Genomic DNA, 24,117 nt, shown 5'->3' with positions numbered 1-24,117 from the left:
TGTCTAAAGGAGCCAAGAAGAACCTTCAGTCTACTTTCTTCCTCTGTTTCAAAGGTTCGTTGATGAAAATTTTATTCTATTGAATAGGTATATTTTCCATCACCTTGACTTAAATCAAGAGTGATCGTAAATACACCTGTACTTGGTGCGGTAATATTCACACTATCATCATCCTTGGAGTTAGGGTCGGGACCATTATCCCACACCGGTGCACCAGCAAATTGAAGCTGATTTGTTTTATTAACCTTATAGGTTATATCCCATCCGCCGTTAGCCGTAAACGCGAACTTGTTGCCTGCAGTTAAGGAAACGTTACGTGCTACCCATTTCTTAGTAACATTGTCATAGGTCATAGGAGTGGCGGTAGTACTCCAACTATTGTTATCTCCGGTGATATAAAACCTTACCGGAGTAAAAGATAAGCTGTTGGTTTCCAGATCAACATTAACCTTTACGTAATTAGGTGCCGGACTTAACCAAAGATTACCAGTAGCTCCTTCTGCGATAGTAGTTGCTGATCCCCAACCGTATACTTTTCCTGTAACAGTAGACTTCAGTTTGAAGCCATCTCCTCCCCATCCATTGGCGTTGGGCAAATAAAGATACCCTTCGTATTTATTATTAAATCCACTTGAAGTCAGCACAAATCCATTTGTTCTCTCTATTGGTGTAGCCCAACCGTCTCCGTTAACCACCATTAGGGCCGGATAAATGATCTCCACCTTGTAAGGTGTTACTGCCATAGTAACAACAGAGTACACAGGCTTAACAGGACTCGCATCTCCTGATGGTTGATTTATGTCTGATTTTAGTCGAACAACTAATGTACTCTGCGTTCCGGTAGGGAGCTTTAATTGATTTACCAGTAGCGAGTTAAACTCTTTACCTGTATATGACTTTTCAGTACTGTCGCCACTCAATTTTACCTCTACTGCTTTAGCCCAGGCATTCGACCCGGTTGTATCTGATGGAACATCAAATTGCAAGGTAAATGAGGGCACTACCCTCACTCCATAATCAGGTTTATTGAATTTGAAAGTAACAACTTTTGAATTATCATTAGTTGTGGAAAGTACCAGGCTTTGAGTGCTAGTTGTAAAGCCTGGAACATTAGTGGGACTTAACAGGACTTTCTGTTCTATGTCCTTTTCGCATCCAATAAATAGGCACGAAAACAATATCATAAGTAAAACCGCGCTTAATGATTTTTTCATTTTATGAGGGCTTATTGATTAGTAGTCTTTATTCTGTTTAAGATTTGGGTTGGAAGACAAGTCGGTTGGAGGCAGCGGGAAAATGTTGTATTTATCAGAAACCGCAGCTCCATTTCTTACCCCACCTTTCCAGGCCCATAAGTAAGCACTAGTAGTAAACCTGTTGAATCGTACCAGGTCAGTTCTTCTGTGGGCCTCGTAGTAAAGCTCCCGGCCTCTCTCGTCAAGGATGAAGTCAAGCGTCAATTGAGAGGCACCAATATTTCCCGCAGTACTACCCTCATAGGCTCTTGTTCTTAAAGCATTAATGTAAGATAATGCTGTACCAGTACTTCCTCCATTTCCGCCACGTAAAACCGCTTCTGCATAGATCAGGTAAATTTCACCAAGACGGAACACAGGGAAATCAATATCAGCAAAATCCTTTTTAGGATCAATATGTGGGGCGGGAGCACCGGTCCTTGTATAATTTCTGTACTTGGTACTTGAATAACCAGCAGTGCTCAAATAGATCTCAGTCATTTCCAGGGTTTGCGGTCTGCTTGCAGTTCCTGTATAGAACTGAGCTCTTTTATCTGTATTCCCTGTTTTATCCGCGAAAAGATTTACAAAGTTTTCTGTAAAACGCAGACCACCCCAGTCTCCACTTGAACCTGTAACATCAGCAGGAACATTAGCGGGACCATGCATCAGATATGTTGTACCTCCGTAATTCTGGGTATAGGTACCATCGTACGTGATGGTGAAGATATTTTCATCCGTATTGAGATGATTATCGGCGATCGTTAATTCCCTGTATTTGGGATGTAGCGTATAGCCAGCATCAATGATCTTTTTTGCGTAAGTAATAGCATCTGTATAACGGCCTGTTCCTGTATATACTTCAGCATTTAAGTATAGGCGGGCCAACAGCGCCCATGCAGCTGCCCTGTCTGCCCTTCCGTATTCGTTGGTTCTGGGGGCCGGAAGTAAATTCTCAAGATCTTTTAATTCAGACTCTATATAAGCGAACAAGTCCTTTCTCTGAATTTGTTGTGGAAGCTTTCCTGAACCTACCTCATCAGTCTCTGTTACAAAAGGAGGATTAGCGTAAAGATCCATCAATATCCAGTACTGATAAGCCCTTAAAAATCTTGCTTCAGCCCTGAAATTCTTTAATTCATCAGCCTCCGCTCCGCTAATCCCTCTTTGGGAAATATTTGCGTCAGACGCTTGTCTAATGAAATCATTTGCAAGCGTGATCTGGAAGAATGATCGATAGTATAAGCCATTTGCGATAGCATTGATAGACGACCATCTCATTTCATGCAGTCCTTGAACCCCGGCGTCTCCAGGCCATGACCAGGCAGCCTCGTCAGTAGTTAGCTCCTGTAAGTTCCAATATAAGCGAAGGAAATCAGAATTCCCTTCATCCCGGATAATACTTGCCGGAATATCCTGACTACCTGTAGTAGCGTTACCTGTTAATGCAAAAGCTCCATACACTTTTGCTAATGCTTGTTTATATCCCTGGGGTGTTGCATAAACATCCTCTGCTACCAGATCGTTAGTTGGTGTTAGATCTAACTTGGAGCAGGAAGCCATCGCCAATGACACTAAGGCAATAGTGAAAATATTTTTATAGCGGTTCATGTAATTTCCTTTTAATTTTTCTTATCAGTTGCTTAATAAGTTAGGTTCAGTCCGATTGAAAAGGTGCGTGGACGTGGATAAAGACTATTATCTACTCCTCCATTTACTTCCGGATCAAGTCCCTTGTATTTGGTTATCGTAAATACATTCTGGATAATTCCGCTTAACTGAAGATTACCTCCATTTGGAAATATCTTTCCAGCGTTATAAGATATATTGAAGTTATCCATTTTCAGGAAGGACGCGTTTTGAAGGTAATAATCACTTAGTACCTGGAAATCACTTCCTCTGAAACCTGTTGCCAGATAGTTAGCTGAAGCATTATAAACTACTGCAGATCCAGTTATTTGATTGAAAGTACCCGTAGCACTATAGTTGTTGTTGTATAAGTAATTTCCAAGATTGGCTCTTAGTACAAATCCTGTACTCCATTTTTTATAGCTTATATTATTAGTATAACCGAGGAAATATTCAGGCACCGCAATCTTACTTAAGTACCTGTCATCGAGACTAATTACACCATCGCCATTTAAATCTTCGAAAACCCCATCCAGTGGTTTTCCTAAAGCATCGTATAGTTGCCGGAATAAGTAGAAAGTATTCCTTGTGCCACCCACCGGGTTAAGCTGAGATGTCTGTCCTCCTACCCCACTGGTTATACCTCCAACAGGTGCTCCAAAATAGTTAGGATCATTTGGGACAAGTGTAAGATTAGTTATCTTATTTTTATTATAAGTAACGTTGAAAGATGCATCCCAGGTTAAATTCTTGCTTCTAATGGGCTGAGCGCTAATACTAAACTCCACACCGCGATTTTCCATGTTACCGATATTTTGAGTGGCAACAGCAGAAAAATTAGTTCCAGCTGCCTGCGGTGCCGCAGCTAACAGGTCCTTAGTCTTTTTATAATAATATTCGATACTACCGTTTATGCGGTTGTTCAGGAATCCATAGTCGACTGCTACGTTGCTGGTTGCTGTCTCTTCCCATTTAATATTCGCTACATAGCCACCAGGTCTGTACATTTGGTAATAGGTATTTCCAAATTGGTAGGTAGTGGTATTCTGACTAAGACTATAAGCAGCCATGTACCCATAATTAGCTATACCCTCTTGCTGTCCGGTAACTCCATACCCGAAGCGCAGTTTAAGTGTAGAAATAGCATCTACATTTTTCAGGAATGGTTCATTCTTCATAGTCCAGGCAGCCGCCACAGAAGGGAAAACACCATATTTATTATTCTCCCCAAACCTGGAAGAGCCGTCACGACGAACAGTTACTGTCAGTAAATACTTATCATTAAAAGTATAATTAGCACGACCGAAAACTGAGATCAATCGGTATTGAGGAATATCGTAAGGGAATGCAGGATCAGAGTTAGCGTACTTTTCTCCTCTAGCATTATAATTCGCAAAATTAAACACCTTGGTCTTGAAGTCATTATAAGAATAACCTGCTGTTACGTCAACCCTGCTTTTGATAGATCTTATATCTTTAGCATAGTTCAAATACGCTTCCAGGACAGTGTTCGTCCTATTTTGCTGGTACCTGTTATTCAAACCACCCGCTCCATTAAGAACGTATTCAGCGGCGGCACTATCCGTTACGAATACTGTTCCCTTGCCTTTGGCTAGGTCATAACCTGCATTTACATTCAGACGAAGTTCAGGAAGGAAATGAAACTTATAATCCAGCTGGATATTACCTATACTTCTAAGTGGTTTACCTATATCTTCTCTTTGGTAAAGAAGCCCTACAGGGTTGCGTCCTTGCAAATTATACAAGCCGGTTTGTTGTGTGGGATCCAAATGTTCAAAGTAGCCACCGAAACGGGGGCTATTAGTTGTAACTGGTTGTGTCGGGTCAAAGCTTACGGCTCCCCCAATAGCAGCAGTATTGGCAAAACGGGCTCTCTGAGCACTTCCTTTAAGACTTACATTCACAGTAAGATGCTTATCAAAAAATGAAGGGTTCAGGTTCAGGGCCAAAGTAGTTTTCTGAAGGTTGTCGGTCTTTAATACCCCACTTTGGTTTTGGTAGCCGATAGATAAACGGTAGGGAAGATTTTTAACACCTCCTGAGAAACCCAGGGTATTATCAGAACCAAAAGCAGTCTGATAAATCTCCTTCTGCCAGTCTGTATTTTCTGTTCCCAGTCTCGCCTTCAAGGCCGTTTTATCGCTGGCATTTACAATCTCTCTGACTTGATCGCCAGATAGAACATTAATGTATCTGAAAACATTTGACACCGAGTTCACGCTATTAAAGGTCAGCCTTAACTTATCACTAGAACCTTTTTTAGTGGTGATGATGATAACCCCATTTGAAGCCCTTGCTCCATATATAGCAGAAGCTGAAGCATCCTTTAGCACGGTAAACGACTCAATGTCATTTGGATTTATGAAGCTCAGGGGATTTGATGCGCCCGAAACCGAAGAACTTTCTACTGGAACGCCATCAATAACAATCAAGGGATCATTGCTGGCATTAAGGGAAGATCCCCCGCGGATCCGGATAGTACTTCCAGCACCCGGCTGACCGCTATTGGATGTAATTGCAACACCTGGAACTTTTCCTGCAATCAATTGCTCAGGGGATGTCATGTTTCCTTTTTGAAAATCCCTTGCCCCTACTACAGCCACCGACCCCGTTAAGTCTTTTTTGCGGGTAGTTCCGTATCCTACAATTACTACTTCATTAAGAGATTTGGATTCTTCTTCCAGGGCAACGTTAACAGAGCTTCTACCTCCAAGGCTTACCTCTTTTTGCTTAAACCCAATGTAACTAAAAACAAGTGTAGCCTGAAGATTAGGCACGCGTAAAGAGAATACTCCTTTCTCATTGGTGGTTGCTCCAGTACTTGCCCCTTTAACTTTTACTGAAACTCCGGGTAAAGTTCCATTATCACCGGCAGAGGTTACAATACCAGTAATAGTAACTGTTCCCTGGGCAATAGAGCGAAAAGAAACGGCATTTAGGATAAGTATCAAAAGAAGCCAATAGCTTCTAAAGTAACTTGTAGTGCTGTGCATAAATAAGATTTTTAATTAGTTTTCTTATGGTTAGTACCCGTCGCTTTTCAAATCGGCGACGCTATACAAAGGACTACTTTAAGATGCTTTTTGATTTGTTCAATCGTTCAAAACTTTAGTCTTTAAGTACATTTCAGATCCTACTAAGCGTTTTTTTCACCATCATTCCCTGTCGACGCTGCATTTTTTTATAAATTGCTCTCATTCTCTTTTACTGTCCATCATTAATGCCATATAGAATAAACCATATACTTCAGGTCTTTTTTATACTATTGCTAGCCTTGCTTTTTGACTTGCCTCCATTGAGCGCACAGAAACAAAGAGCGCGACTCAAGTTTCAGCATCTTACTACTGACGATGGTTTATCAAATAACACTGTCGAAAGTATTTGCCAGGATAAAAGAGGTTTTGTCTGGTTTGGGACACGAGACGGTTTAAACCGGTACGATGGAACAAAGATCAAGATTTTCAGAAATAAATTAGAAGATACTACAAGTATCAGTGAAAACCTGATAAATGATATTTACGTCGACAAACAAGGCAATTTATGGGTGGCCACGGCAGATGGATTAAACTTGTTCCTGCCGAAGACGGAGAAGTTTCAGCACTTTAGTCCGGGCAAAAGTCTCACTGAGGTTAGGGATATTGTAGAGGAGCAAAATGGAAACTTGCTTTTGGGCACCAATAAAGGTCTATATTCTTTCGACACAAAGAACAGAAGATTTAGTAGATGGACTAATTACAGGTCTCCAGAAAAAATTGATATCGGTGAGGTGAATAAGCTCTTGCTAGATAAGCAAGGTTTTTTGTGGGTGGGTGCAGAGAATGGTTTATACCAAATCGAGTTAAAGACCAGGAAGACTAAGTACTTCAAAGCAAGGCCAGGAAATCCAAGAAGTATCCAAAGCCCGGTAATTCATGAGTTATTTGAAGATTCCCAGGGCAGAATATGGGTTGGAATGAGTGAAGGAGGACTTGCTTTATTTAACAGGACGGATGGATCAATGAAAACATTTAAAGCTGATCCTAAATTCGCCCTACAACCTACCACAACTAATAGTCTTCCCCACAACGATGTAAGAAGTATTGTTGAGAGCTCATCAGGTGTTCTTTGGGTGGGTACTGAAAATGGCGGATTGTGCATTTTTGATACGAGGACATATGAGTTTACTACCTACCAGCCAGATAAAACAGATCCTCAAAGTTTAAATCATGATTCTTTACACTCTCTTTTCAAAGACAACCAGGGCAATATCTGGATCGGAACATGGGCAGGTGGAGTAAACTTTTATAGCCCTGCCCTACTCAAGTTTCCTTTGTTTAACAAGTTCCCTCAAGCTTCATTTCCTGGAGTCGAATCAATTTCCAGAGATAAACAGGGAATAATCTGGATGGGAGTTGTAGAAAACGGACTCTATAGCCTAGATCCAAAAACTTTTAACTTCGTATACTACCCCAATCCAAACATAAGCCGGTTCGAAGTAGGTATTTATTTTATAAAAGAATTCAATAAAGACACCCTTGTTCTTGCTGTCAGACGTGGCGGCATGGCATTCTTTGATAAACGTACTGAAAAATTCACTCACTATCTTCCCCAGAATGGAAAGAAGAATTCAATTGGAGGTCACGAACTTAACACCGTGCTTGTTGACAGGCATAAGAATGTATGGTGTGGAGGTTGGAACATGGGAATTAGTCGCTTTAATTACAAGACAAAAGATTTCAGCAATTACCGACATAGACCTGCAGATTCAAAGAGTTTAAATAATGACCTTGTTTATACCATTTTCGAGGATAGGCAAGGGAGAATTTGGATAGGCACTGATGGCGGAGGACTGGAACAATACAATCCTCGAACAAACAGTTTCAATCATCATATCCATAAAAAAGGCGACTTAAAATCAATCAGTCACAATACTGTTATCAGTATTTTCGAAGATAAAAAAGGCCGTTTCTGGGTAGGAACATCAAACGGATTGAATCTGATGGACCGGAGAAAAGGAACCTTCAGTGTTTATACGCAGAAAGACGGGCTGCCTAACGACGTGATTAAGAGTATTATCGAAGACACCTATGGGAATTTGTGGCTGGGCACTAATAAAGGGCTGTCCTGCTTCAATCCCGAAAAGGAAGAATTTCGGAATTTCAGCGTAAAAGATGGATTGCAGGGCAGTGAATTTCTTATGAATGCCTGTTCAATTGACCTTAATGGGAATTTGTATTTTTCAGGTTATAAAGGTTTAAACATATTTCATCCAGCTAAAATCAACTTCAACAGGCAGATTCCTCCCGTTATTTTAACTGATTTCCAATTAGCGAATAAACCTGTAGCTATAGGTGCTGAAACCTCTCCACTACAGGAACACATAAGCGAAACCAAAGAGCTGCGCCTTACTTACGATCAATCTGTTTTCTCCTTCGAATTTGCTGCCCTTAACTATATATCACCAGACAAGAACCAGTATGCCTATAAAATGGAAGGGTTTGATGATGATTGGAACTACGTAGGGAGTAAGCATACGGCTACCTATACAAATCTTGACCCTGGCTCCTACACGTTTAGAGTTATTGCCTCAAATAATGACGGAGTCTGGAACACTAAGGGAGCATATTTGAGAGTGGTTATTAAGCCACCTTTCTGGGAAACCTGGTGGTTCCGCTTATTAATTATTGCATTACTTCTCACTGCTGCCTATAAATATCTCAGTTTTAGAAGGCTACAGGAATTGAAAGAGCTGGAAGAGAAGAAGCGGGAAGAGATGCAGCAGGTTCAGCTTCAGTTTTTTACTAATATCTCTCACGAGTTTCGTACTCCTCTTTCTTTAATCATTGGTCCTTTGGAAAAGCTTCTGCAACCCGATCCTACCGGTGGATTCAAACAATATTATAAGGTGATGTACAAAAATGCAAACCGGCTAATGGGGCTGATCAACGAGCTTATGGACTTCAGGAAAATTGAATCAGGTGCGCTGCGACTAAAAGCTAGTCTAGGTAATCTCGATGCATTTATAGCCGAAATTGCAGAAGACTTTGAAAACACAGCAGCCGAAAGAAATATCACGTATACCATTCAGACCTCTATAAATAGAGATATTCTGTTTGACCGGCAGGTATTGGAAAAAATCCTTTTAAATCTTATCAATAATTCCTTCAAGTACACCGCAGATGGAGGTTCTATAGAAATTCGAACTTTCGATCAGATGCCAACTTTCAATCCTAAGTACCATAATACTCACATTTTGAAAAACAATGTTCAAGCAAGAGAGTACATTTATATTAGTGTTGTTGATACTGGTATAGGTATATCAAGAGATTCAATTCAACATCTATTTCAACGATATTACCGTATTGCAGATGCTCATCTTGGCTCGGGCGTTGGTTTGGCCTTCGTAAAGAGTTTAACCTTCCTTCATAAGGGTGAGATCTTCGTTTCAAGTGAAAGACATCAGGGAACCGAAATTATAGTTGCGATCCCTTCATCGGCAACAGATTATAAGGCAGATGAAAAGAAAACAATTCAAAACGATGAACCTGAGGTTAAACTAGAGAGCTTACAATTTAAAGAAGATAATTACCTTGTTGAAGCAATAAGATTGCCTGGTGAACCAATTAAGCAGGAAGATCAAACCAAACATTTGTTATTGGTTGATGACAACGAGGAGCTTAGAAACTTTTTGAAAGACAGTCTTATTGATTTATACCAGATAAGTGAAGCGAAAAATGGTCGAGAAGGTTTATTAAAAGCGAAAGAAGTTTCTCCTGATCTGATTATCAGCGATGTGATGATGCCCGATATGGACGGTATTAAATTCTGTAAGCTGGTAAAAAATGAAATGGAGATAAGCCATATTCCTTTTATGATGCTTACGGCAAAAAATACTCTTCAATCCGAAATTGAAGGGGTAGAGTCAGGCGCGGATTACTATTTTACGAAGCCCATCAGCATTCAACTCCTTAAACTCACCTTAAAGAACTTGTTCTCTCAAAGACAGAAATTGAAGGAGCATTATACCCAAGATAGGCATGCTGAAGTAAGAGAACTTGTACACACATCGAAAGATAAAGAATTTTTAGATAAGCTTCTTTTGATCATTGAATCACAATTAATTAATCCTGATCTTGATATCGAGTTCCTGTGTAAAGAGATTGGGATGAGCCGGACGAAGCTTTATCAGAAGATCAAGTCGATAACTGGCCAATCTATAGGTGAATTCGTGAGAACAATTAGACTACGGAAAGCGATAGAAATTATGACCCATGAAGATGTTCCCCTTTCAGATGTGATTTTTCGCGTTGGTATCCAAACTCAATCATACTTTACAAAAGCTTTTAAGAAGGAGTTTGGGAAAACACCGTCGCAATTTCTTAACGACATTAAGCGACAATAAACAACTGATTATCAGAGCTAAAAAAAATAACAGTAAATAATAATAGAAATTTTAAAAATTTCTACAACAATCCAAGGTTATACGCGTTATAACATCAAATTGTGATAAGGTTTAGGTTGCCCTGGTGCTCTCATAGTATCAGGGCTTTTTTGTGTAATAGAGAACACGTTTTCTTATAAAGCATCGAATCTTCAAGCAGCATTAACTTGTATACATAATATTTTCTTTTTCTTTGGTTAAACTATTTGTTCGTGCAGTTTTATATGTTTCCACATCTTTATAATTTTGCAGGCACGCACAATAGTTTAATGAGCTTAATAAAAATCGATACCCGCATTCCGAAAATACAAGACCTAATACTTTGGAGTGGAATAGTTGCAATGGTGGTAGACGTAGACCTTAAAAAAAAGCTGGTTTGGATAAACACAGCGGATGAACTTCAAAAGATCCCATTGAAAAAATACGATATTTATCAGTTGGAAGGACAGGAATAATTAGCATACTTGTGCTTTTAAGAATGCTGATGTCAGGATTCTGGGAGGTATACGTTAGAGCGAAAGACACCTTGAGTGCCAGTAATAATGAGATACCGGCAGCTCAAAGGTGCAAAATCCTGCTAAGTAGAAGATTGGCGTTACGTTTCCTGAAATGAGGATGGATCAGGAATTCCCTAGCAGGCTGTCTTTTGTAATCTGTTAGAAAGATCTATTTGTTATTTCCTTTTACAATACTTGTATTGCTTGCCTGCTCCTGTTGCTTTTGATGGATCCTTTTATTCACTACATCATCCCAGGTGATATACGGATATAAATTGTATTTCTTAGCCTGTACATCAAATAAAGCTTTAAGCTCCTCCAACTTTTGAGGATACTTCTTCGCCAGGTCTATACGCTCGTTAAAATCTTCGTTCAGGTTATATAGCTCCCAGGTACCTTCACCATATTTCTGGATAGTGGCTTTTTTAGGATCAGGAGTTCCTAAAATTCCATTTCTATTGTAAGACAATCCTGCTTTCCAACCGTCTTTATAAATTGAACGGGCTCCGAAAATATAGTAATGCTGGATAGAGTGACGGCTTGCAGCTTTTGGATTATCGAAAGTATACACCAAAGATGTTCCCTGCAGGGTATCCTGCTTGATGCCACGAATATAATCTGGATTTTTAAGGCCAATATACTCGAGCGTTGTAGGTAGCACATCAATAAGGTGGCTATATTGCGTACGGAGAGTTCCTTTGTCCTTAATTCCTTTTGGATAGTGTACTATTAGAGGATTCCGTGTTCCTCCTTCTGAATTGGCATCTTGTTTCCAGGCTTTAAAAGGAGTGTTTAAGGCTTGAGCCCAGCCTAAAGGATAATTACCTACAGTATTTTCTGGAGTGCCTATCTTATTGATATTAGCGAAATTGTACTCCAATAACTCCACTTCCGTTAAGGGCTTTGCAGGTGCTGTCGAGTTATTGGCAACTGAAGTATAACCTTTATTAATTACTCCGTTCGGCGTTCCCTCTTTACTTGCACCATTATCACCAATAATAACGAACACCAAGGTATTCTCTAATAATCCAGCCTCTTTCAAATATCCGGTTAAACGCCCTACCTCATGATCTGTATAGGTAAGGTATGCGGCGTATACCTCCATAAAGCGAGCGTACACTTTTTTCTGCTTGTCGTTTAACTTATCCCATGCCGGAATATTAGGGTTACGGTCTGGAAGGATAGTATTAGCGGGGATAATACCCTTCTTTTTCTGATTAGCAAAGATCTCCTGACGGAAGACATCCCAGCCCTTGTCGAATTTCCCTTTATAGAGATCTCTCCATTGATCCGGAACCTGGTGAGGGGAATGTGTGGCTCCAGGAGCATAATAAAGAAAGAAAGGCTTTCCTGATTTAGCAGCCTGCTGGCGTTTTATGTAGCTGATAGCTTTATCGGTGATCTGATCGTTTAAGTGACGGCCATCAGGAGTTACGTGAGCATTATCTTCAACCAGATCCGGCTTGTATTGATCGGTAGCAGAGCCCAGGAATCCGAAGAAATGGTCAAATCCTTTTCCTGAAGGCCAGCGGTCGAACGGCCCTGCATCTGTCGCGTCCTCATCAGGAGTTAGTCCATATTTTCCAACAGCAAATGTGTTGTAGCCACTTTCACGAAGGATTTCCGCCGCAGTTCCCTTATCAGAAGGGATTCGGCCGTCCCAACCTGGGAATCCGGCAGACATACGGGTATGCGCAAAACCGCTCATATGTACTGATGATGAATTACGCCCTGTCAATAATGCCGCCCGGGTAGGCGCACAAATCGCGGTAGTATGGAAGTTGGTAAAACGAAGGCCGTTGTTGGCCAACTCATCAAACGTAGGAGTATTTATAAGTCCGCCAAATGTGCTCGTTCCACCGAACCCAACGTCATCCAACAGGATCCATAAAATGTTTGGTGCCCCCGCAGGTGCCTTAATTGGTTCAACCCAGTTCTCTTTTGATTCTGCCAGGGTTCGCCCAACAACTCCTTTAAAAGGCTCCTGTTGTTGGGAAATGTTTTGAGCAAAGACTTGGGATGTACTTAAGCCTGCTGCTAATGTGGTTAATGTAATTAATCTTTTCACTGTATTTGATATTGAGAGTTGAGAATTCGTTGCTATTTACCTGCGTTTGCTACTCCGGATTTCCTTTGATAGGAATCAACCACCTTACCAATTTCGCTTGTGGTAGACTGCCCTGGTTTCTTCCAAACTTCTTTTCCATTTTTATAAAGTACAAGGGTGGGTAGCTGACTCACCTTTAGATTCTTCAGGAGCTCGGTATTGTCGTATGCTTCGATCTTCAGCACCCTCGCTGCAAATCCCTGCTGCTTTTCAAGAGAGTCTAGAACAGGGACTAGCTTCCTGCAGGCACCACAATATTTAGAACCGAAGTCTACCAGAACCAGGTCAGAAGAAGCTGTAAGAGTATTAAATTGATCAGAATTGATAGCTACCCCCTTCTTCGTATTATTCACTATTGGGTAACCTGCCCCGATCCAATTGCTAATACCTCCAGGCAATACCAACACTTCTTTGAATCCTTTTTGTCTTAATTCCTTTGCGAGAGAAACACTACGGCCATTAGCAATAGAGTACACTATTGTTGATTTTTCTTTAGAAAGCTTTTCTAAGTCTTTTTCGTAGCCGGAAATAGCTGCATTTATGTTCACAGCTCCTTTTAAATGATTTTGAGAAAACTCTTCTGGTGTTCTCGCATCAATAATCTGTGCACCATCTGATTTTGCCTTTATAGCCACTTCCGATAAAGTTAGCGGCAGTTCTTGTGAACTTGTTTGCGCATTTGCTCCAGCTACTGCTAGTAAAGCCAGAAGGATTAAAGTTTTTGTCTTTTTCATGGTAATGTGATTGATTTTCTTAAATATCATATTGTTAGTCTTTAAAGAAATAGTTGAACTCATACAATTTCCCTAGCGATCAAACGTAGCTTTAAGGTTTACCTGGCTACTGGAAATCCTTTGTCGACTATACTATCCAGCGCTCCGATATTATAGCTGTAGGAATAGCCTAAACTGATTAGAGAATCTCTTGCCTGACCACTTCTATTGCCAGAGCGACAATAGAGGTATACTTTTTTACTTTTATCAAGCTGCCCTATTTTAGCCGCAAAATCTTTTGACCTGAAATCAATGTTCCGGGCATTTCTAAGATGTTTTTCACGGTATTCTTCAGGTGTCCGCACATCGATCAGAAAAGCCTTTCCTTCTTCAAGTTCTCTCAGTATTTCCTTGCGGTTTGTTTGATCTACTTCAATCGTATAAGGGCTTTTCTGATTATAAGTCCGATGCGAGGTTTGGGCAAATGCGAATGCCGAAACAGATAGCAACACAATTAATAGTTTGACAACTTTCATAATACTCCTATTTTATGCAGGCGGAACGAGTTTTCCAACCTGGTATTTAGATTTAGTTTACTACCAGCCAGGGTTTTGTGTAAGCAAAGGATTATTGTCAATTTCTGATTGTGGAATAGGATACAATCGATGTTTTTCCCTTGCATTGGTTTTGCCAACCATATGAAGATTCGCTACGAAAGTTGAATTCCCATTAGCATCTTTCTGACGGATAAGGTCGAACCAGCGCTGATATTCGTAGACCAGTTCCAGACGGCGGTCCAAGTACACCGCCTCCCGAAATGTATTTTTATCTGGGGTGGTAGTAAGACTGAGGTCAGGTAAACCTGCTCTTTTTCTTACTCTGTTAAGCGACTTGAATGCCTTTGTTGTTGGGCCGTTTAGTTCATTCTCAGCTTCTGCATGAATCAGTAATAGATCAGAATACCGGATAATAGGTACGTTAGCTGATGACTCAGACGTAATTGCCGTTGAATTCGGATCCCAGAACTTATTGAAGAATGGAACAAGTTCAACGGTTGGTGCAGGGTCTGTTGATTTGTAGGTATAAGCTTTACCATCAATACCTAGGGAATAGAAGTTTCCGTTGGAAGGACTTGTATAACGAGTGACAAATGTTACATCCCGGCGCTTATCGTTCGGTTGATACAATTTAAAGATACTGTAAAACTTATCAGTACCAACAGTATAAAAGCGAGTCATATGAGCATAAATACCCGTAAGACCGGGAATATTACTCATGATAGCACGTGGATTTTCGTTATTTCCCTGAGATTGGGAGTTCGACTTAAATTGCGCAGAGAAAATGTGCTCTTTCCCGTTTTTTGTAGCAGGCAAGAAAGCATCAGCATAATTATCAAAGAGGTCGTACCCGAAGTTACCAGTCCCCCCGTCGGTGGGAGACAGAACCTCTTCTGCAACTCTTACAGCATCAGCATAATGAGATGTGATATTCAAGGGTAAGGAGGCTTTGGTAAGATATACTTTAGCTAATAAAGCCTTCGCTGCACCCTTAGTAGCACGACCAACGTTAGGAGAAGTGTAAGAAACAGGAAGTGCGTCACCTGCTTCAATTAAATCCTTCTCTATCTGAAGATAAACTGCCGTCGAAGGCGATTTAGCTATAGCATAGTCGGAGGCCCTAATGAAATCCTGAGGTTCTGTAATTAAAGGAATATCCCCAAATAACCGTACCAAATTAAAATAGTATAGTCCCCTTAAAAATTTAGCTTCTCCAATTAATCGTCCTTTAAGATTCGCGTCGAACTCAATCGTAGGAATTTTTGCTATGGCGATGTTCGCCCTTCGAATAGTAGCATAATGCTGTTGCCATATTTCATATACACGAAGATTGGTTGAAGAGTGAGCCTGCACTGATAAGGAGCGAACATCCGGATTCGTTGCTCCTGGACCTGGATCCTCATCATCATCGGCCATGTTCATTCCCGTATTAAAGAGGGTATTGTATGGAGTTTGAAGCGTACTTCCACCTTGATTCAGAGAAAAATATATGGCATTTATTCCATTTACGGCATCTGCCTGAGTTTTATAATACTGGTCGGTGGTTAAAATTCCCTCCGGATCTTCCGTTAGAAACTTCTTGCATGATACAGAAGATAAAACAGCAAAAGATAATATAGCGTATTTTAAAATTTTCATTGTTGTTTTAGAAATTAGATGTGAGACATAAGATTTGAGAAAATAAGCGACACTCATTACTCAAATTGATCGCAGACCAATCTTTACAAGCTCAGGGATAATCCTAATTGTAGCGACTTGTTATTTGGATATACACTGTTATCAATACCCCGATTTATTAAGCTCTGTCCGTTCACACTAGCTTCGGGATCAAATCCTGTATAATCAGTCCAGGTAAAAAGATTCTGCCCTGATAGATAGAGTCTCACGTTTTGGGTTCTAATCTTTGCTGCAAAACGTTTTGGCAAATTATAACCGAGTGAAGCGTTTTTTAACCTTACATAAGATGCATCTTCAATAAACCGGTCGGAAATGGTGATCGCAGGATCCTGATAAGCAGCTTTAACCTCAGTATTGGTATTAGTTGGAGTCCATCTGTTCATTAGGTCGGTCGATCCGTTCACGTATCCTGTACCGAGTTCCAGGTTTGCACGATTTTGATTGTATAATTTCCCTCCAATGCTCGCCTGGAAGAACACGTTGAGGTCAAACCCTTTGCAACTGAATGTATTGGTCAAACCGCCAAGAAAACCGGGTTGATTTTTGATGATAATGCGGTCATCCGCCTGAGTGATCTGGCCATCTCCGTTAAGGTCTTTATATTTCTGGCCCCCTGCAGCTTTGTTTGCCTGAGGAGTTAAAGGAACATCACCTGGTTGGATAACACCATCCGCTTGATAAACGATAAATGAACCCAGAGGATAGCCAACTTTAGCAATTGACGGTACACTGATAGAAGGGATGTATTGATCCACCCCATCTCCTAAACTTAAAATCTCATTCCTGTTTACTGAGTAAATCAGGGTTGTATTCCATTTGAATCCCCTGGTTAGGTTTTTAGTGGAAACTGACAGCTCGAATCCTTTATTAGATACTGCACCTATGTTCTGGTACACCACCGAGGCCTGACTATTACCTGGATCTGAAAGGCCCGAAGTTCCTGGAACAGTCCGGCTTAACAACAAGTCGGTTGTCTTCTTATAATAATAATCTGCTGTAATTGCAATACGATTACTAAATAAACCAAGATCAATGCCTCCATCAAACTGTAATGTTTTTTCCCAACCCAACTGACCATTCTCAACATTTGCAGGAGCAAAACCAGACACGGTTGTGTTGGAGAAATTATAGCGGTAATAAGCGATCTGACCAAGAGCCGAGTACGGTGGAATACTCTGGTTACCCGTATACCCGGCACTAACTCTTAATTTCAGCTGATTAATATCTTCCCACTTCTTGGCGAACCGCTCGCTGGTTACATTCCAGCCTAATGCTGCTGATGGAAAATAACCCCACTTATTTCCTTCCCCAAAACGGGAGGAACCATCTGCCCTTAGAGTAATGGTAGCAAGGTATTTACCATCGAAAGAATAATTAATTCTACCTAAATAAGAAGCTAGTGCCCATTTCAGAGCACTGGACGAAGCTGCTCTTTGAGTAACCCCTGTACCAAGATTGTTATAAGTATAGTCATCCGTTGCAAAGCCTGCACCTTCGGCAATAGCTCCTTTCGAATTAGATTCCTGAGCCGTGAAACCTGCCAAAGCATTCACACGGTGTTTCTTACCAAACTCTTTGTCGTAAGTAAGGGTATTCTCGTTGAGCCATGAATTGGTAAATAAAGTACCTACGGTTGCAATTCCACTGGCAGCCTGTCCTTCACCTGTTGAAATGGGCAAATACCTATTTTGCTTGTTATCAATCACATCTATACCAAATAAGACTTTCGCCTTCAGGCCTTTTGCAAGCGTATACTCTCCTGAAAAATTACCGAGAAGACGATTAGTACGTGTTTCGTTTATTTGGTTGTAGAGGGAGTTGATCGGATTCTGCAGGGCAGATTCAAACGGACTTAATACTACAAACGTACCGTCTTCCTTATAGATAGGTAGCGAGGGAGGAGTTAATACAAGGTTACCCACAATATTTGCCGGCGCAACCTGAGCCTTCGTATTACTAGCAATAATACTGGAGAAGATCCTTAAACGCTTATTATACTCATGATCAACATTAACCCTACCTGAGTAACGGACGAAATCGGTATTTTCTAAAACTCCGTCCTGTTTGAAATAGTTCCCTGAAATAGCAAACCTTGTTCTTTCTGATCCTGATAATATGGATAAGTTATGACTTTGATAAGGAGCTTGGCGGAAGGCTGCGTCTTGCCAATCAGTACCAATTCCTGTGGTATCTAGGCTATAACCACTCGTCACAGGTACAACTACATTTTTCCCGGAGTTTCTTGCTGCATCCTTTCTTAGATCCCACCATTGAGCGGCATTTAATAAGGGTAAGGTACGAATAACCTTTTGCTCGCCATAGTACGTATCGTAGTTGATGGATGGTTTGCTTGGTTTACCTGTCTTGGTAGTAATAATAACAACGCCATTTGCACCACGAGACCCATAAATAGCAGTTCCTGAAGCATCTTTCAAAACATCTATAGATTCAATGTCTGCTGAGTTGATGAACGACATAGGGTTGATCTTTGAGCCGTTCGTGACTCCGGCGTCGGCAACAGAATAATCGTTATTAATAGGAAAACCGTCTATTACGTAAAGAGGATCGCTCCCTGCGGTAATCGAGTTATTTCCTCGGATTTGAACACTAACACCACCCCCTGGCTGCCCAGACGTTTGGGTAACCTGAATTCCAGGTATCGTTCCTTGCAACAATCGCTCTGGAGAACTTACCGGGAGACTTCTAACATCGTCCAGCTTCACAGAAGATACTGAACCGGTTACATCCTTTCTTCTTTGGGTTCCGTAGCCAACAACTACCACATCGCTTAGCTGGTTGGCCGACTCTTTCAATAGTACGGTAACTGGACTTCCAGTCACCACTACTTCCTGTTTTTCATAACCTATATAAGAAATTACGAGCGTATAAGGGAACTTCTGTCCAGTAACGAAAGTAAATTTACCCTGAACGTTGGTATTGGCGGTATGAGTAGTTCCTTTAATCTGAATTGTTACCCCAATTAACGGTTCCTTTGTTTTTGCATCGAAAATAGTACCTACCAGGTTGGATTGAATTAGAGGTTTTGTCTCCTGAGCTTGGGTAATCCGAGGACTTATGCTAAGTGAAAAACCTAGCACCGCGGTTGTGAATAGCGTAAATACCGGCTTACGATTAAAAAAGGGTAATTTTATATCTTTTAGATCGGATAAAAAACCCTTAGTATAGGGACGAGCAATCCCAGATAGCTTTTGGCTATTAGTTTTCATTACTTAAATGTGTTTAGAAGGCTGTTCCGTGCTTTTGCAGGAACTAGTTATTGAATTTCTATGATATTATTCTCGGCTTCTAGTCAGATGAGAGAACGGAGTGACTACTGAGCGTTGCAGCAACAAGAGAAGGTTGTAATACCGCTTCATCATTTCTCTGGTGCTCGTTCTCTTCATCTGTGAAATGCTTTGGAATATCTTCCCTCACAACGGGTCCGTCTGCAGCCAATTCACTACCCTCGACTTTCGATTTTAATACAGGCCAGAAAAGCTGAGCGTACCATTCATCCGCCTCATAATGCGATATCCCATATGAGCTTGGATATTGTCTGGATATATGTGCCGTCCTGAATATGATATCCCATAAGAAGAACATGTTTCCGAAATTCCCCTTGTAATAGCCTACCCCGTCGTCCGTAACATCTGCATGATGTGCATGATGGGTTGCTGGTGTAGAAATGGTTCTTTCTAATACCCAGGCAACAGGATGTAGCCATTTAATTTGATAAAAAGGCTTATCCCAGGGAATACTTGAATGCGCCAGTTTTGTGATTAAGGATTTTATTGCTTTAACAAATAGCGCAGGGTATCCCAATCCTAAATACACTAGTATTGTAGTTACGTATGTTTGTGAAAAAAAGAAGGTATACCATATGTTTTGTCTGCTAGCCATGGCCATTCCCATGTAAGGGGCAGAATGATGAGTACGGTGAAACCGCCATAGCCATGGAATTTCATGATGTAATCTGTGATACCAGTACTGCGTTAAATCATCAGCAATTGCGATAATTAAAGCACCAAAAGTAAAAGGGATCCAACTAAGTGTACCTTTTGCCTCAGGAAATGCCTGAGGTAGAAATTTTAGACCGAAGTAGGCTACGGCTGGCCCTACTATAAGCTTAGGTACTGTATAAGAAGCTATGTCTAAAAACTTCTCGTTCTTGTTCCATTTTTTCCCGTAAAGCCCTAGAGAAAACTCTGCAAAGCCGAGAATAAAGGTTAAGGCTGTTAAGCCCCAGGTATTAAGATTTCTGAAAATCTCTTCTATAAATTTTATCATAGTAGTTCTTATTGATCTTTGTGTTTTTGCTTGGTAAAAGTTTCTTTCTTTTGCTCTTTCTTTAGCCAGGGTTTTTCACCTTTAATGGAAAAAGTAATAAACATTAATATTACTGGTAAGGCATAAATAAACAGACTTAGAACTGCGTTCCTAAATATCTTCTGCAAAGTGCTTTTTGGAGTTTTCATTTTGCTTTGTAATTATTTTAGTAATTCCTGAACCAGGTATAAACCTCCAAGAAGAATAAGTAGTGGCACTGCTGTTACAATAACTCCCACAAGGATCTTTTTACCAATAAGTATAAAATCTGAAATTGTCATAGATGTAAGATTAAAAGTGTCCAATAGAATTTTACTACAAGCAGCATGATGCAGCCGGTGCAGTATTAGTCATCGCTCCTGAGAAGCAGAATTTTTCAAACTAACAACAACAGACCTTTTGGTTATATAGGAAATTGCAATTTTGAGAAACGAGCCAGGCCTGGCTTTCTCTGTAACGATCACCCTTCGGTGCCCTGGAAGCGGAAAAATTTTCCATATATTTGTTTGTTTTTGTTAATGACCCATTTGTTAATAAAAACGCAGAATGTAAATCAGTGAGTGATTGGCGTTACGTGCTGATTTCATTCGGAAGGCGGGATCATCTCCTGCCTTTCTTATCTTAAACTATAGCTTTTAGAAAGACTTGGTTGATCACTGCAACTCAACAGCTGCAACAACAGGGGGTTGAAGTTGTACGATGCTTCAAGGAAAGAGATAAACTTGAATTTCTGATACTTAAGGACAAATGTTTCATTGCTAATTTGTTTAAACCATCCAACAAATTCTAACAACACATCCAACTGCACTATCCTCTAGAACTCTACTACAAATATAGAGATAAAATTAACAAAGTCAATTAATCTATAGATTTTATAGGATAATATTTTATATAGACTATATATCCCTCCTTTGACGCTCCTAGAGAACAAGATTGAACAGATAGTTAAGAAATTCCCCTACGGGAAGGATTGACCTTTAAGCAAAAAAGCCGTAGAACAACAAGGTCCTACGGATGAACAATTATAAAATAAAAAACGTTGTCTTAAAATTCCCGCTCTCCGAACTCGCTGGATGGCAACTTTAACTTCTTAGCCAGTTGGTTTAAATTAATACTAAGATTCAGCAGCAATAGATCTTTTTCCTGAATATAATTGGTAGTTGTATAAAAATTACGCCCCCAGGTGGTGATTCTTTGTTCATTCGTATTAAAAATACCCAGATCAATATTTTGCCATTGTATAGTTGCTGACGCCTTTCCTTTCCAGAAATTCTTTCTTAAAGAAGCATTAGGTATAACATACCTTGAGTCTTTTCCCTGGGCAGTAACTCGCTCTGAGAGGTAGTTAACGTTCCACTGGAAGCTGGTATTTTTATTAAGTTGGATGTTTGAATTGGTATTAATCGAATATACCCAGCTAGAAGAATTCACGCTCACCTCATTATTAAATAACGAGCCCTTAAGGGTGTAGTCATATATATTAGCACCAATATAAAATTGATACCACTTAACAGGCTTAAAATTAGTTCCCAATTCAGCGCCCCATAAATTTGCTTTACCTGCATTAGTAAAAATGCGATTTAAGATCGTATCGTTATATACGCTGTTAACACGGTTAATTACATTTCGTATATTTTGATTGTAAAGCGTTAATGAAACAGATCCTTTCCTAAAGTCCTTTATCAAACCTAGCTCTGCAAGCCCTACAAATTCAGGACGAATTTTGGGATCCCCTTGTTCCAGAGTTTCAGAATGTTCCCTTTCTGGGTAAGGATTTAATTCATTATTCGTTGATCTCTGAACCCGTTTACTATAACCAGCCTTTAACTTCAGGGTGTTTTGAACTGAATATAACAAATTAAGGGAAGGGAAAAAATTCGATAATTCTAGATTGTAAGGATCAGGTTCTTTTCCAGTAAACACCCTTGTAGCATATTCGTATCGAAGTCCGGCAACATAATCCAGCTTATTTGCCTTCCCTGAGTATTGACTATAAAGAGAGTGGATTTCATTTTTCAAATCAGCATTGCTGCTAAACTCCGGAACAACAAGATAATCGCCGGAACTGAGGTTTTGATCTTCATAAAGGAATACACCATTTTGCTCCTGCAAACGGTATTGATACCCGGTTTCCAATTTACCTTTACCGATATTAATAGCATAATCAGCTTTTAAGCGAAATGCATCCAGCGGATTCCTTCCATTGTTGCGAACATTTTGAATGGTCTGACTGCTATTTGGATAGGCTTGGTTCAAATTCTCAGTACGTGAATCAACTTTTCCATACTCATATAATCCAGATAATGAAAGGGAGGATTGATTAGCAAAGGTATGGGTGAAGTCTATATTGGCCAAGCTGAAATCACCAATTTTCCTAACAAGATTAGAGTTAAAATAAGTAAATCTTCCTACAGTATTGCCGGTATTTAAATCAGTTTTAGTGTTATTATATAGGATGTCAGCTCTCCTGTATTGTGTTTTCCTGCCGTTATAAAAACCAATAGAAAATGTATTGTTTTTGTTAGGAGTATACCCGATCGATGCACGAACAGTATGACCATAACGTTTAAAGCTCCTCTCCCCTACTGACGGAAAAGAGGTATATATATTATCAATTGTCGTATTCACATCTCCAACTCTCCGGCCAGCCAAATCGTTCCTTAAATAACTACCAGATAAAGCAAGATCCCATTTGTCTCTTCTTACGTTTGCTATGGCATCCGCACCGTATCGTTGGGGAGCATGAAGATTGTTATAGGATTGTACTGAAGGGAAACCTCCCTGAGTACTGGCACTGAATGATGAAACATTTGCGGTACCTTTTTTAGTGACGATATTAATAATTCCAGATTTGCCGTCGGGATCATACTTAGCCGAAGGAGCGGTAACGACCTCTATATTTTCAATTGTATTAGCAGGTAACTGATTCAAAATTTCTTTTGGGCTAGCCTGCACTGGTTTTCCATTCAAAAGCACAAGTAAACCAGTTGAACCTCTCAGGGATATATCACCTTCTGCGTTAACAGAAACAGATGGGGTATTTTTAACTACATCAAGTGCTGTTCCTCCCAGGCTCGATTGAAACTGTCCTGCACTGTAAACCTGCTTATCAATTTTATGGCTGGTTTCTGCTTTCGTTCCTGTTATAGTTACTTCATTCAATGCTTTTGCATTGGCTTTCAGCTGGATCATCCCTACATTTAGGTTCTGTCCGTTACGAACCTGTACCAGAGTCCTGCTTGCATTATAGCCGAGGAACTTTATGGATAGAACATAACTTCCTTCCTGCAGCTGTCTCAAATGAAATCTACCTTTAATATCTGATACAGTACCGGTTACAAGAGTACTATCTCCCGCGTTTAAAAGTGAAACAGTCGCAAATTCGATTGCTTGTCTCTCAGTATCTGTTACCGTTCCGGACAGGGATTGACTAAAACCTTTTGATATAAAAGCAATAAAAAGAATAAGTAAAAAATTAGATCGCATATTGACGGATATATTAAAGCTACAGAAAGAAAAGTATCACCAGGGTATGAGGAATTTTGTTCTTTCCATGGAAAGGCTCAAATTTATAATATTTCCTATAATTTTTATAGGCTAAATAGCTTAGAGAAGAAAAACAGGTGATTTCATCAATCTTGGTGTGTTGGGACATGAATTTCGATTAGTGACCAGTTCTAAAAGTAAGTTTTTGATGTTATGATAAGGCTAGTTTTATCTAAAGATTTAGTTAAGAAAGAAAAAGAAGGAGACATCGCATGGAAATGCTTAAAAAGCAAAAAAGCCCTATCAGTTTCCTGAAGGGCTATTGAATAAAAGTTGGCACCGACCTACTCTCCCACATTTTACTGCAGTACCATTGGCTCTGGCGGGCTTAACTTCTCTGTTCGGAATGGGAAGAGGTGGACACCGCCGATATAGGCACCTGAAGAAGG

At 40.2% G+C, this 24,117-nt stretch carries 12 protein-coding genes and 1 rRNA gene; 2 read left to right on the top strand and 11 right to left on the bottom strand.

Going from position 1 to position 24,117, the window contains the following annotated elements; all coding sequences use genetic code 11:
- Positions 1–71: 71 nt before the first annotated feature.
- Genes J4N25_RS12205 through J4N25_RS12195 form a run of 3 tightly spaced genes read right to left on the bottom strand, consistent with a single transcriptional unit; the run spans position 72 to position 5,878 of the window.
- Positions 72–1,214 (bottom strand): SusE domain-containing protein, encoded by a 1,143-nt coding sequence (locus tag J4N25_RS12205; RefSeq protein WP_207422494.1) that lies wholly within the window; start codon positions 1,212–1,214, stop codon positions 72–74.
- A gap of 18 nt (positions 1,215–1,232) precedes the next feature.
- Positions 1,233–2,846: a RagB/SusD family nutrient uptake outer membrane protein gene (locus tag J4N25_RS12200; RefSeq protein ID WP_207422493.1), complete on the bottom strand. Its 1,614-nt coding sequence runs from the start codon at positions 2,844–2,846 to the stop codon at positions 1,233–1,235.
- 32 nt (positions 2,847–2,878) lie between these two features.
- A complete protein-coding gene (locus J4N25_RS12195) occupies positions 2,879–5,878 on the bottom strand; it encodes a SusC/RagA family TonB-linked outer membrane protein (protein ID WP_207422492.1) in 3,000 nt (999 codons plus the stop codon).
- 227 nt (positions 5,879–6,105) lie between these two features.
- On the opposite strand from J4N25_RS12195, the gene J4N25_RS12190 reads away from it, so the two are divergent.
- Positions 6,106–10,266: a hybrid sensor histidine kinase/response regulator transcription factor gene (locus J4N25_RS12190; RefSeq protein WP_207422491.1), complete on the top strand. Its 4,161-nt coding sequence runs from the start codon at positions 6,106–6,108 to the stop codon at positions 10,264–10,266.
- Positions 10,267–10,574: 308 nt separating this feature from the next.
- Positions 10,575–10,760 (top strand): hypothetical protein, encoded by a 186-nt coding sequence (locus J4N25_RS12185; protein ID WP_207422490.1) that lies wholly within the window; start codon positions 10,575–10,577, stop codon positions 10,758–10,760.
- A 211-nt stretch (positions 10,761–10,971) separates the two neighbouring features.
- On the opposite strand, the gene J4N25_RS12180 is transcribed toward J4N25_RS12185, so the two are convergent.
- The 8 genes from J4N25_RS12180 to rrf all read right to left on the bottom strand — a co-directional run bounded on the left by J4N25_RS12180 (position 10,972) and on the right by rrf (position 24,111).
- Positions 10,972–12,870 carry an arylsulfatase gene (locus J4N25_RS12180; RefSeq protein WP_369410856.1) on the bottom strand — a complete coding sequence of 633 codons (1,899 nt, stop codon included), beginning with the start codon at positions 12,868–12,870 and terminating at the stop codon, positions 10,972–10,974.
- A gap of 32 nt (positions 12,871–12,902) precedes the next feature.
- The gene (locus tag J4N25_RS12175; RefSeq protein WP_242695885.1) at positions 12,903–13,673 is read right to left on the bottom strand and encodes a thioredoxin domain-containing protein; all 771 of its coding nucleotides are present in this window, start codon (positions 13,671–13,673) and stop codon (positions 12,903–12,905) included.
- A gap of 68 nt (positions 13,674–13,741) precedes the next feature.
- Positions 13,742–14,158 (bottom strand): rhodanese-like domain-containing protein, encoded by a 417-nt coding sequence (locus J4N25_RS12170; protein ID WP_207422489.1) that lies wholly within the window; start codon positions 14,156–14,158, stop codon positions 13,742–13,744.
- Positions 14,159–14,218: 60 nt separating this feature from the next.
- Entirely contained in the window at positions 14,219–15,817 is a 1,599-nt protein-coding gene (locus J4N25_RS12165) for a RagB/SusD family nutrient uptake outer membrane protein (protein WP_207422488.1), read from the bottom strand.
- Between the two features lie 83 nt (positions 15,818–15,900).
- Positions 15,901–19,083: a SusC/RagA family TonB-linked outer membrane protein gene (locus J4N25_RS12160; RefSeq protein ID WP_207422487.1), complete on the bottom strand. Its 3,183-nt coding sequence runs from the start codon at positions 19,081–19,083 to the stop codon at positions 15,901–15,903.
- A gap of 79 nt (positions 19,084–19,162) precedes the next feature.
- Complete coding sequence (locus tag J4N25_RS12155; RefSeq protein ID WP_207422486.1) at positions 19,163–20,143, bottom strand: sterol desaturase family protein; 981 nt, start codon at positions 20,141–20,143, stop codon at positions 19,163–19,165.
- A 1,083-nt stretch (positions 20,144–21,226) separates the two neighbouring features.
- Positions 21,227–23,668 carry a TonB-dependent receptor gene (locus J4N25_RS12150; RefSeq protein ID WP_207422485.1) on the bottom strand — a complete coding sequence of 814 codons (2,442 nt, stop codon included), beginning with the start codon at positions 23,666–23,668 and terminating at the stop codon, positions 21,227–21,229.
- 331 nt (positions 23,669–23,999) lie between these two features.
- A 5S ribosomal RNA gene (rrf, locus tag J4N25_RS12145) occupies positions 24,000–24,111 on the bottom strand.
- Between the last annotated feature and the right edge of the window lie 6 nt (positions 24,112–24,117).

Source organism: Desertivirga brevis, assembly GCF_017355835.1.
The sequence above is the reverse complement of the archived record's forward strand: the minus strand, read 5'-3'. Positions and strand labels throughout refer to the sequence as shown.

Excerpts from the sequence above, each read along its gene's own strand:
- J4N25_RS12150 (WP_207422485.1), bottom strand. The coding sequence starts at position 23,668 with ATGCGATCTAATTTTTTACTTATTCTTTTTATTGCTTTTATATCAAAA.
- J4N25_RS12205 (WP_207422494.1), bottom strand. The coding sequence starts at position 1,214 with ATGAAAAAATCATTAAGCGCGGTTTTACTTATGATATTGTTTTCGTGC.
- J4N25_RS12170 (WP_207422489.1), bottom strand. The coding sequence starts at position 14,158 with ATGAAAGTTGTCAAACTATTAATTGTGTTGCTATCTGTTTCGGCATTC.
- J4N25_RS12200 (WP_207422493.1), bottom strand. The coding sequence starts at position 2,846 with ATGAACCGCTATAAAAATATTTTCACTATTGCCTTAGTGTCATTGGCG.
- J4N25_RS12175 (WP_242695885.1), bottom strand. The coding sequence starts at position 13,673 with ATGATATTTAAGAAAATCAATCACATTACCATGAAAAAGACAAAAACT.
- J4N25_RS12155 (WP_207422486.1), bottom strand. The coding sequence starts at position 20,143 with ATGATAAAATTTATAGAAGAGATTTTCAGAAATCTTAATACCTGGGGC.
- J4N25_RS12185 (WP_207422490.1), top strand. The coding sequence starts at position 10,575 with ATGAGCTTAATAAAAATCGATACCCGCATTCCGAAAATACAAGACCTA.
- J4N25_RS12190 (WP_207422491.1), top strand. The coding sequence starts at position 6,106 with ATGCCATATAGAATAAACCATATACTTCAGGTCTTTTTTATACTATTG.
- J4N25_RS12160 (WP_207422487.1), bottom strand. The coding sequence starts at position 19,083 with ATGAAAACTAATAGCCAAAAGCTATCTGGGATTGCTCGTCCCTATACT.
- J4N25_RS12195 (WP_207422492.1), bottom strand. The coding sequence starts at position 5,878 with ATGCACAGCACTACAAGTTACTTTAGAAGCTATTGGCTTCTTTTGATA.
- J4N25_RS12165 (WP_207422488.1), bottom strand. The coding sequence starts at position 15,817 with ATGAAAATTTTAAAATACGCTATATTATCTTTTGCTGTTTTATCTTCT.